A 10,371-nucleotide genomic window follows, 5' to 3' on the forward strand; every position below is an offset into this window, starting at 1 on the left:
GGTCAGCGGCAGGTCGATGGCAGGGCAGCGGCGGGTCAGGGACGGAGGCGGCGGGTCAGGATGGCGAGCTGCTCGGCGTAGCGGCGGGTGAACTCGGGGGACTCGGGGTCCAGGCCGGTGATCTGGCGGGCGACCTTGGGGAGGAGCGTCCCGGCCGCGGCGGCGGCGAACAGCGCGAGCATCGTGAGCGCCGGATCCAGTTCGGGGGCGAGTTCGCCGGCCTCCTTGCGCCGGGCCAGGTCGTGCGCCATGGCGCGCATGAAGTCGCCCTCCTCCCACTCAGCGCCGGTCTCCCCGGAGCCGTCACGGTCCTCCGCGGGCCGGCGGCCCCCGGCCTGGTCACGGTCCTCCGCGTGCTCGTGGCTCTCCGCCTGCCCGCGACTCTCCGCCTGCCCGCCGCGGCTCTCCGCGCGCTCGCGGCCCCCGGCGTCCCCGGGCGTCTCCTCGGAGGCCAGGTTCTCCCAGGCCAGGAGGCGGGTCCAGGCGCGGTTCCCCTGGCTGGCGGTCACGAAGGCGGCGACCACCTCGTCCAGCGGCGCGTCGTCGCGTGAGATGTCGGAGCTGAGGGCCTCCCAGCGCTGGGACAACGCCCGGTAGAGCCCGGCCTTGCCGTCGAAGTAGTACGAGATGAGCTGGGCGTTCACCCCGGCGCGGCGGGCGATGGCGCTCACGCGCGCTCCGGCGTACCCCTTCTCGCCGAACTCCTCCGTCGCCGCTTCGAGGATGCGCTCACGCGTGCGCTCCGGATCGCGTTTGCGCTCGCCGGGGGATCGCCGGGGCCGCCTGGTCTCCGCCATGCCGCCGATCATATCTCTCGTTGACTCTGTCATCCATCCGAATGAATCTTTCAATCAATCAGTTGACACTTTCATCCAAACGATTGATAGTGAGTGTGCGACCCACTCCCCGGAGGTTCAGATGTCCATTCACGTTCTCGTCGTCGGCGCCGGCATCGGCGGTCTCTGCCTCGCCCAGGGCCTTCGCATGACCGGCGTGCGCGTCACCGTCTTCGAGCGGAGCCGCGAGCGCACCGACTGGCTGCAGGGCTACCGGATCCACATCAACCCGCCCGGCGCCGCCGCCCTGCGCGACTGCCTCCCGTCCCACCTGTGGGAGACGTTCGAGCGGACCGCGAGCCGCCCCAGCACCGGGTTCGGATTCGTCGACGAGAAGCTGCGCGACCTGGTCTTCCTGGAGGAGGACCTGTTCTCCGGCACCCACTACGGCATCAGCCGGATCACCCTGCGCAAGGTCCTGCTGGAGGGGCTGGACGACGTCGTGCGGTTCGGCAAGGAGTACGAGCGCTACACGATCGGCGACGACGGCCGCGTGACCGCCCACTTCACGGACGGCACCAGCGAGACCGGCGACGTCCTGATCGCGGCCGACGGGAGCAACTCCCGCGTCCGCGCGCAGTACCTCCCGCACGCCCAGCGCATGGACACCGGCGTGATCGCGATCGCCGGCAAGCTCCCGCTGACCGCCGAGACCCGCGCGCAGCTCCCGCCCCGGCTCCTGACCGGCCCGAACAACATCCTCCCCGCGCGCTCGTCCGCGATGTTCACCGCCCTGTGGGAGACCCCGGAGTCCGAGCGCGCCGAGCTGAGCGAGTACACCGACACCGGCGACTACCTGTTCTGGGCATACTCCACCAGCGCGGCCCGGCTTCCCGGCGACGTGGAGCGCATGGCCCCCGAGGCCCTGCGCGACCTGGTGCACGGCAAGACGGACGGCTGGTCGCCCGCGCTGCGCGAGGTCGTCGCCGCCTCCGACCCCGCGACGATCAACGCGATCCGCCTGCGCAGCATGGACCCCGACCTCAAGCCCTGGCGCCCCTCCCAGGTCACCCTGCTGGGCGACGCCATCCACAACATGACCCCGATGGCCGGGATCGGCGCCAACACCGCCCTCCGCGACGCCGCCGTCCTGAAGTCCCGCCTGGTCGAGGTGGACGCCGGCCGCAAGCCGCTGCTCACCGCCGTCGGGGAGTACGAGACCCGCATGCGCGGCTACGCCTTCGCCGCCGTCCGCGAGTCCCTGCGCAACGCCCGCCAGTCCGCCTCCGACGCCCGCCTCCCCCGGGCCGCCTTCACCACCGCCCTGAGGCTGGCCAACGCCGTCCCCTCCCTCAAGCGCCGCATGTTCGCCGACATGGGCCAGTGATTCCAGCCCCGGCGGCACGGTCCGCGCTCACCCGCGACCCGCCGCCCGACCGCCATCCCACTGCCATCCGGCCGCCACCCGTCCCCCATCCGATCGCCGCCCGCCCCCCATCCGCCCGCCCCCCATCCGATCGCCGCCCGGCCGCCGCGCCGGGCTCGCGGGGTGGCGGGCTCAGGCCGTACGGCGGGACGGACAGTGGCGATCTTGGTGCGGGTGGGCGAGGGTTTTGAGAGGATTGCGGCTTCCTGATGATCTTGGTGGAGGCGACGTGGTCGACGGTGAGCGCGATGCGCTGATGAGCGAGCCGCATGGCATGTACGAGGCGGCGCGGCGGCAGGACGGGCTCACGTTCGTGCCGGCGCTGGACGCGTGGCTGGTCAGCCGGTACGACGACGTCCGGGCGGCGCTGCGGGACACGGAGAACTTCTCCTCGGCGATCGCGCTCCGGCCGGGGACCACGCCGGACCCCGCGGCGTTCGCCGAGCTGGCCAAGGCGCCCGGCGGCGGGCCCATCGTGGTCAGCACCGACGGGGAGCTCCACCTGCGGCTGCGGGCCCCGCTCACGCGAGCGCTGTCCGGGTCGCGGGTCCAGGCGGTGCTTCCGTACGTCAGGGAGCGGGCGGAGGCGCTGGCCGACGCGTTCGCCGGGGACGACGGCGTGGAACTGATGGGCGCGTTCGCGCGGCCGCTCCCGGCGCAGGTCATCGCGCACATGATCGGGCTGGACCCCGAGGAGTCCGCGATCGTGATCGCGGCGGGCGCGCGGGCGGAGGAGCTGCTGTTCCGGCCGCTGCCGGTGGCCGAGCAGGTCGAGGCCGCGCGCGAGGTCGCCGGGGCGATGCGGATCTTCGACGGGCTGGTCGAGCGGCGAACCCGGGAGCCGCGGGACGACATCGCGTCGGAGCTGATCGCCGCGCTCGGGGAGCCGACGCCGGAGACCCGCGCGACGCTGGTGTCCAACCTGCAGAACCTGCTGCTCGCCGGGCACGTGACCACGACCTCGCTGATCGGCACCGCCGTGCTGAACCTGCTGCGCCACCGCGAGCAGTGGGAGCTGCTGTGCGAGCGGCCGAGCCTGATCCCGGCGGCGGTCGAGGAGGCGGCGCGGTTCGAGGCCCCGGTGCAGGGCACCTACCGGCTCACCACCAGACCGGTCACGTTCGCCGGGACCGACCTGCCGGCCGGGGCGGCCGTGCTGCTGGCGTTCGGGTCGGCCGGACGCGACGAGAACCGGTACGAACGGGCCGGCGAGTTCGACATCACGCGCGCGGCGGAGCGGAACATCTCCTTCGGGCACGGCGTGCACGCCTGCCCGGGGTCCCAGCTCGGCCGCGAGGAGGCGCGGATCGCGCTGGAGGTCCTCACCCGCCGCTTCCCCGGCCTGCGCCCGGCCTCGGACGAGCCGGTCGAGATGCTCCCCACGCTGGTCCACCGCTCCCCGCGCGAGCTGCGCCTGACCTGGTGACCTGAGGGTCAGCCGGCCTGGCGGGCGGCCCGGCGCTCGTGCTCGTCCTGGGCGGCCAGGACCTCGTCACCGTGGGCGTGGGCCCAGCGGCCGAAGGCCTCGATGGGGCCGAGGAGGGTGCGGCCCAGGCGGGTCAGGGCGTACTCGACGCGCGGCGGGGCCTCCGCGTAGGCGTGGCGGGTGACGAGGCCGTTGGACTCCAGGCGGCGCAGGGTCTCGGCGAGGACCTTGCCGCTGACGCCGCCGATCAGCTCACGCAGTTCGACGGGGCGGCGCGGGCCGGAGCGCAGGGCCCAGATCACGACCGGGTTCCAGGTGTTGGCCATGAGGTCGAAGGCGAGCCGCGTGCGGCAGTCCGCCAGGTACTCGTCGGGCTCCATCCCACCTCCGGGCCTCACCGATCGCCACCGGCAACCACCGGCCGTACGGCTGCCGCCAGACCGGCCGTGCGCACGACTGCCGGCGGCCGTACGGCGTCGCGCGAGCCGTACGGCCGCCGCGACGTGGGACGCGCGCCCAGGGGCCGCGTCCGGCGCACAACGGTAACCGATCGGTACTCATCGGAATTCCTATCGTCCTCTCCAGGGAGCCCGCGGAAAGGACGCGGGAGCCCCGGGACGCGACGAACGTGGAGGAACCCCATGAGAATCGGCATTCTCGGCAGCGGCAACATGGCGGACGCCCTCGGCACCCAGTGGGCGCGGGCCGGTCACGACGTCATGGTCAGCGGGCGTGACCCGGGCCGGGCGGCCGCCCTGGCCGACCGGATGGGCGCGCGGACCGGCACCTGGCGGGAGGCGGCGGACTTCGGCGACGTGGTGCTGCTCGCGATCAGGGACCACGCCGTCTTCGACGTGCTGCGGGAGGCGGGCCCGCTGGACGGCCGCGTGCTGATCGACGTGACCAACTCCCTCGCGCCCGGCTTCCGGCTCAAGGAGCCCGCCGGGACCTCCTTCGCGGAGCGCGTCGCGGCCGCCGTGCCCCGGGCCCGCGTGGTCAAGGCGTTCAACCTGTGCCATGAGGACGTGTGGCGGATGACCCCGCCCGCCTTCGACGGCGCGCCCCTGGCCGTACCGCTCGCCGGGGACGACGCGGACGCGCTGGCGATGGTGGAGACCCTGGTCAGGGACATGGGCTGCGAGCCGGTCTCCGCCGGGCCGCTGGATCGGGCCGGGCTGCTGGAGGCGGCCGCCGCGCTCGTGATCGGGCTCTGGCTCGGCGGGGCCGACGCGCGGGCCATCCTGCCGCCGGTGGAGTACGCCTCCGGAGCGCCCGCTCGGCGCTGAGGAGGAGGGGGCGTAAATCATCCGGCGTACGGACGGACGGGACCTGGCGACGATGTGCGGGCGGGGGCGCGCGGGCCAGGCTGAGGGGGAACGGGGAGGCGTCCGAGGGAGAGGCATGTCGCGGCGGATCGAGGCTCTGGACGTGCTCAGGGGCGTCGCCATCCTGGGCACCCTGGGCACGAACATCTGGCTCTTCACCGACCCCGGCGGACCGGCCTCGGCCGCGGCCGGGCTGACGGGCGGCGGGGCGGTGGAGGCGTTCCTGCGGTTCCTGTCCAACGGCAAGTTCCTCGCGCTGCTCACGCTGCTCTTCGGGATCGGGCTGGAGCTGCAGTACCGGTCGGCGGTACGGCGGGGCGTGCGCTGGCCGGGACGGTACCTGTGGCGGGCGGCGCTGCTGCTGGCCGAGGGCGCGCTGCACTACGTGCTGATCTTCGAGTACGACGTGCTCATGGGCTACGCCGTGACGTCGATGCTGGTGGCGTACCTGATCGGGCGCGGTGACCGCGTCGTGCGGGGGTGGATGTGGGCGATGGGCGCGCTCCACGTCGCCGCAGTCGCCCTGGTCACCGCCGCGCTCTTCGGCGGCGAGGCGGTCACCGGCGCGCCCGATGCGCCCGGCGGGCTGTACAGCGAGGGGTCGTACCTGGACCAGGTCCGGTCGCGGCTGGAACTCGCGGACGTCTACCGCGCCGAGTCGGTGCTGATCATCCCGATGGGCACGGTGATGTTCCTGCTCGGGGCGCGCCTGCTCCGCGCCGGGGCGCTGGAGGACTCGGCGCGGGGGGCGCGCCTGCGCGGGAGGCTGATGATCGTCGGTCTCGGGGCGGGCGCGCCGCTGAACCTTCTCACCTCGCTCGCCGGCCCCGGCTGGTTCATGGTCGACCGGTACCTCCTGCCGCCGCTGGTCGCGCTGGGCCTGCTCGGGCTGGTGACGACGCTGGTCCTGCGCCTGCGCGGGGAGCCCGGCCGGATGCGGCGCGGCCTGACCGCCGTGGGCCGTACCGCGCTGTCCTGCTACGTCTTCCAGAACCTCGTCGCGAGCGTCCTCTGCTACGGCTGGGGCCTCGGCCTCGCCGCGCGCCTGGACTGGCTGCGGCCGTGGTGGGTGCCGTTCGCCTGGGCCGGGATCTGCGCGGCGTTCATGGCGTCGGCGATCCGGTGGCTGCGGCGGCACGAGCGCGGCCCGCTGGAGGCCGCCTGGCAGTGGGCCTACGCGGCTCCGTGGCGGCCCGCGCGCCGGGTCGACGGGGGCGTGCCCGGCGATGTGAAATAGTCGCAGGTCATCGGCAGCATGTCGCGGTTCCGCGACGGCCTGCGGGGCGTCATACTCGAACGTATGAGCGAACACGTGACTGCTGAGAGGTGCGTCTGCGAGGAGTGCTGGGCGAACCCCGCGCCCGGGCCGGACTCCAACACCCATCGGGTCCAGGTGCTCGCCGAGCCCGTCCCGCTGGAGCTGCTGTGCACCGACGGCGTCGGCTCCGAGTGGGTCGCGGTCCACGCCGTACGGCGCCGCCGCGACTGGGACGGCGGCTGGCTCTACGACCTGGCCAGCGCCGACCCCCGCCTCGCCGACCCCGGCTGGATCCGCTACACCCCCGCCGAACTCCGCCACCCCACCACCGAACGCTCCGCCTGACCCGCGTGGGCTTCGGAAGGGCTCGTCCTCAGATGAGGTTCATGCGCCAGGCCAGGCCCCGGAGCTCGCGGCCGCCGGTGCGGGTGAGCATGTCGGCTACGAGTTCGCGGATGAGCGGGTGGTTGTGGAGCTGGGCGGCGGAGAGACGTTCGGCCCGGCACAGCTCGCGCACCGCCTCCCTGTCCCGGTCGAGCATGGCCAGGGCTCGCGCCTTCTCCATGTGCAGGGCGGCCCGGCGGTTGCCGGAGGACAACGCGCGCGGGTTGACGGCTTCGGCGCACCTGAGGGCGTGTTCGGGACGGGCGGCCTCGACGGCCAGGGAGGCGCGCCAGACGCCCACGTTCGCCGGACCGAACAATTCGAAGGCCTCGGAATCCTCGCCGATGCGGGAGGCGAGGCGAGCCGCTTCCCCGGCCTGGTCATCCGCTCCCCGGTGGTCGCCCTCGACGGCGCGGGCCAGGGCGGCGCTCAGCCGGAGCATGCCGTGCACCTGGTGGGCGAAGACGTCGTCCCCGACGTACGGCTCCAGCGCGTCCGCGGCCTGGGGAGTGCGCAGAAGGGGGCGGGGGCGGTTCGCCGAGGCGCGGGCGTGAGCGCGGGCGTAGGCGGCGGCGCCGGTCCAGACGGGATCTCCCAGCAGGTCGGCGGCCTGCTGGGCGCGTTCACCGCTGATGTAGGCGAGGTGGTTCTCGCCGAGGTGGCGCAGTGTGCAGGCGGCGTCGGAGCCGCAGGCGAGGATGAGCAGCCGCAGGGCCTGGGAGCGCGCGCGCTCGGAACCGGAGGCGGCGTGGACGTACAGCTCGCCGATGAGATCGGGGAGAACGCGGGCGACGGCCGGATGGTCGGCCCGGCGTAGAGCGGCGTCCACCCCGGTGAGGCCGTCCCGGAGTGCCTCGATCGGCCGGGCCCGGACGTCGGGCGGGTCGGACGGGCCGGCGTCCAGCAGCATCCGCTGGAGTGGCAGCAGGTTGACCTGGCGCCGGTCCGGGCGCACCTCGGGGGCGGGCCCGCCGAGCAAATGGTCGGCGGAGACCTGGAGGGCTTCCGCGAGAGCCGCTATGTCGCCACGTCTCTCCAGCCGCGCCTTGCCGTTCTCGATCTTGCTCAGCCACCCCTTCGAGCGGCCCACGAGCCCGGCGAGCACGTCCAGGCTCATGCCCTTGGCGCGGCGGGCGGCGCGCACGTTCCCGCCGATCCGGTGCGCTCCCTCGTCAGGGGTGCCCGTCGCCATGAGCCCCGCACCTCCTCGCGGTACCGGCTTCAGGTTAGCCGCGACGCGTCTCCCGCGCGGAGTCGCGGGGAAGTCCGAGGCCGGAGGGGCGGGCGTCGCGCCTGGAGCTCGTGTGGGCGGTGGGGGCGGGTTTTTCGGAGGAGGGGGCGGCTAGTTGTGGAATTGAGCATTCCGTTCTGTTAGTATCGGAAGAGAACGTTCCGTTCACGGAGGATAGGAACAGATCATGGCTCTTCTCGAGGCTCCTCCCGCCCCCGCGGTCGTCTCCCCGCAGGCCGGCTCGGGATCTCGGCGGTGGTGGGGGTTGTTCGCGATCCTCTCCGCGGACCTGCTCAACCTGCTGGACGGGACGGTCGGGAACATCGCCGGGCCCGCCATCCGCGCCGAGCTGGGCGGGTCGCTCGCGACGCTCCAGTGGATCGTCGCCGGATACACGCTCGCGATGGCGGTGGGGCTGCTCACCGGCGGGCGGCTCGGCGACATGTTCGGGCGCAAGCGGATGATGATGGTCGGCGTCGGCGGGTTCCTCGCGGCCTCGCTCGCGTGCGCGCTCGCGTTCTCGCCGGAGACGCTGATCATCGCCCGGGTCCTTCAGGGCGGGTTCGGGGCGCTGATGGTGCCGCAGTCGTTCGGGCTGCTGCGGGACCTGTTCGGGGCGCAGGTGGGCAAGGCGTTCGCCGCGCTCGGGCCGGTGATCGGGCTGGCCACGATCCTCGGGCCGGTCGTCGCCGGGCTGCTGGTCGAGGCCGACCTGTTCGGCACCGGCTGGCGCGCGATCTTCCTGATCAACCTGCCGCTGGGCGCGTTCGCGATGTACGTCGGCTGGAAGGTCCTCCCCGACACCCCGCCGGCCGCGCGCGGTTCGCGGCTCGACGTGGGCGGCGCGGTCATCGCCGCGATCGCGATGGCGATGCTGGTGATCCCGCTGGTCCAGGGCCACGAGCTGGGCTGGCCGGCCTGGACGCTCGGCCTGCTCGCCGCCTCGGTGCCGGTGTTCGCGCTGTTCGTCGCGCACCAGCTCCGCCGCACCCGCGCCGGTCGCGTCCCGCTCGTCGAGCTGAGCGTCTTCGCCAAGCGGTCGTACGCCGCGGGGGTGGCCTTCGTGGTGGCCTTCTTCGGCGCGATCACCGGGTTCTCGGTGGCGGTGGGCTTCTTCCTCCAGCTCGGCCTGGGGTACACCCCGCTCGCGGCGAGCCTGGCGATGGTCTCCTGGGCGGTGGGCGCGTTCCTGGGCTCCGGCTTCGGCGGCGCGATGATGAACCGGCTCGGCCGCCACATCCTGCACATCGGCCTGGCGCTGATGGCCGCCGGTCTCATCGGTCTCTACGCGGTCTTCTCCATCGCCGGCCGCGGCGTGGACGGCTGGGACATGGCCGCGCCGATGCTGGTCTTCGGGCTCGGCATGGGCATGATCTTCGTCCCGCTGTTCGACATCATCGTCGGCGGCCTGGCGGACCGCGAGGTGGGCTCCGCCTCGGGCATGCTGTCCTCGTTCCAGCAGCTCGGCGCCTCACTCGGGGTCGCGGTCCTCGGCACGGTGTTCTTCTCGGTCCGCGATTTCGTGGCCGCCGCCGCGCTCGTCACCCTGATCACGATCGCGCTGACCGCGGTGACCTTCGCCCTCGGCTTCCTGCTCCCCCGCAGGGCCCGGCAGAGCCACTGACCCCCGGCTCGTACGGCTCGCGCCCCGCCAGGCGCGAGCCGTACACGCATATAGTCTTGATCTAGCAGAACAGAAGAGTATGTTCCGTCTTTCCCTGGAGGGTTCCGATGGCCGAGACAGCCCCGATGAGCGGCCGGAAGGCACAGGCGGCCCGCAACGACAAGCTGATCCTTGAGGCGGCGCGGGCGGTGTTCGTCGCGGACCCGTCGGCCCCGATCGCCGCCGTCGCGGAGCGCGCGGGTGTCGGCATCAGCGCCCTCTACCGCCGTTACCCCAGCAAGGAGGACCTGCTCCGCAAGCTCGCGAGCGACGGGCTCCGGCTTTACATCTCGGTCGCCGAGGCCGCGCTGGCCGACGAGGGCGACCCGTGGGAGTCCTTCGCGAGGTTCATGCACGGCATCGTGGACGCCGACACCAACGCGATCACCCGCAACCTGGCCGGGATGTTCAAGCCGGACGAGGGGTTGTACCAGGACGCCATGCGCGCGTACGAGCTGAACGTGCGGATCATGGAGCGCACCCGGGCGGCCGAGGTGATCCGGCCCGGAGTGGAGATCGCGGACCTCGCCCTGATCGCCGAACAGCTCTCCGCCATCAAACTCGGCGACGAGGAGCGCAGCCGCGAGCTGCGCCGCCGCTACCTCACCCTCATCCTCGACTCCCTCCGCAATCCCCCGGCCACGAGCCCGCTCCCCGGCCCCGCCCCCACCGACGAGGAGCTCTCCCGCCGCTGGGGCTGACGGTGACGGCCGGGACCGCCTTCAGCGGGTGCCCGGTCCCTCGTGCCCGGCGTCGCCCGGGCGGACGGTCGTTCTCCATCGCGAGATCAGCGGGTTTCGAGAGCGGAGGGCCCGGCGTCTAGGGCGTGTTTTGTGGTTCTTGGTTGAGCCACATGATCAGGCTGGCGATGGTGATGGCGGC

The 10,371-nt window shown here is 73.2% G+C and carries 10 protein-coding genes; 7 read left to right on the forward strand and 3 right to left on the reverse strand.

Translation table 11 applies throughout. The features are described 5' to 3' along the window. Positions 1 to 35: 35 nt before the first annotated feature. Positions 36 to 797 carry a TetR/AcrR family transcriptional regulator gene (locus tag D5H75_RS42285; protein ID WP_202638829.1) on the reverse strand — a complete coding sequence of 254 codons (762 nt, stop codon included), beginning with the start codon at positions 795 to 797 and terminating at the stop codon, positions 36 to 38. 121 nt (positions 798 to 918) lie between these two features. Here D5H75_RS42285 and D5H75_RS35900 point away from each other — a divergent pair, with 121 nt between their 5' ends. Then, complete coding sequence (locus D5H75_RS35900; RefSeq protein ID WP_202638830.1) at positions 919 to 2,163, forward strand: FAD-dependent oxidoreductase; 1,245 nt, start codon at positions 919 to 921, stop codon at positions 2,161 to 2,163. A 295-nt stretch (positions 2,164 to 2,458) separates the two neighbouring features. After that, a complete protein-coding gene (locus D5H75_RS35905; protein WP_119931073.1) occupies positions 2,459 to 3,628 on the forward strand; it encodes a cytochrome P450 in 1,170 nt (389 codons plus the stop codon). An 8-nt stretch (positions 3,629 to 3,636) separates the two neighbouring features. On the opposite strand, the gene D5H75_RS35910 is transcribed toward D5H75_RS35905, so the two are convergent. Next, a complete protein-coding gene (locus D5H75_RS35910; protein WP_119931052.1) occupies positions 3,637 to 4,008 on the reverse strand; it encodes a winged helix-turn-helix transcriptional regulator in 372 nt (123 codons plus the stop codon). 261 nt (positions 4,009 to 4,269) lie between these two features. Between D5H75_RS35910 and D5H75_RS35915 the strand changes: the two genes are divergently transcribed. From D5H75_RS35915 to D5H75_RS35925, 3 genes are all read left to right on the forward strand, one after another. After that, positions 4,270 to 4,914: an NADPH-dependent F420 reductase gene (locus tag D5H75_RS35915; protein WP_119931053.1), complete on the forward strand. Its 645-nt coding sequence runs from the start codon at positions 4,270 to 4,272 to the stop codon at positions 4,912 to 4,914. Positions 4,915 to 5,029: 115 nt separating this feature from the next. Next, positions 5,030 to 6,190, forward strand: a complete 1,161-nt coding sequence (locus D5H75_RS35920; protein WP_119931054.1) for a DUF418 domain-containing protein — start codon at positions 5,030 to 5,032, stop codon at positions 6,188 to 6,190. Between the two features lie 63 nt (positions 6,191 to 6,253). Next, positions 6,254 to 6,556 carry a hypothetical protein gene (locus D5H75_RS35925; protein WP_147425395.1) on the forward strand — a complete coding sequence of 101 codons (303 nt, stop codon included), beginning with the start codon at positions 6,254 to 6,256 and terminating at the stop codon, positions 6,554 to 6,556. A 28-nt stretch (positions 6,557 to 6,584) separates the two neighbouring features. On the opposite strand, the gene D5H75_RS35930 is transcribed toward D5H75_RS35925, so the two are convergent. Next, on the reverse strand, positions 6,585 to 7,787 hold the full coding sequence (locus D5H75_RS35930) for a helix-turn-helix domain-containing protein (protein ID WP_119931056.1): 1,203 nt from the start codon (positions 7,785 to 7,787) through the stop codon (positions 6,585 to 6,587). Between the two features lie 226 nt (positions 7,788 to 8,013). On the opposite strand from D5H75_RS35930, the gene D5H75_RS35935 reads away from it, so the two are divergent. Further along, entirely contained in the window at positions 8,014 to 9,450 is a 1,437-nt protein-coding gene (locus D5H75_RS35935; RefSeq protein ID WP_119931057.1) for an MFS transporter, read from the forward strand. 107 nt (positions 9,451 to 9,557) lie between these two features. After that, entirely contained in the window at positions 9,558 to 10,190 is a 633-nt protein-coding gene (locus D5H75_RS35940) for a TetR/AcrR family transcriptional regulator (protein WP_242454712.1), read from the forward strand. Positions 10,191 to 10,371 lie beyond the last annotated feature (181 nt).

It is taken from the genome of Bailinhaonella thermotolerans (genome assembly GCF_003594875.1).
GTDB classification, from domain to species: domain Bacteria; phylum Actinomycetota; class Actinomycetes; order Streptosporangiales; family Streptosporangiaceae; genus Bailinhaonella; species Bailinhaonella thermotolerans.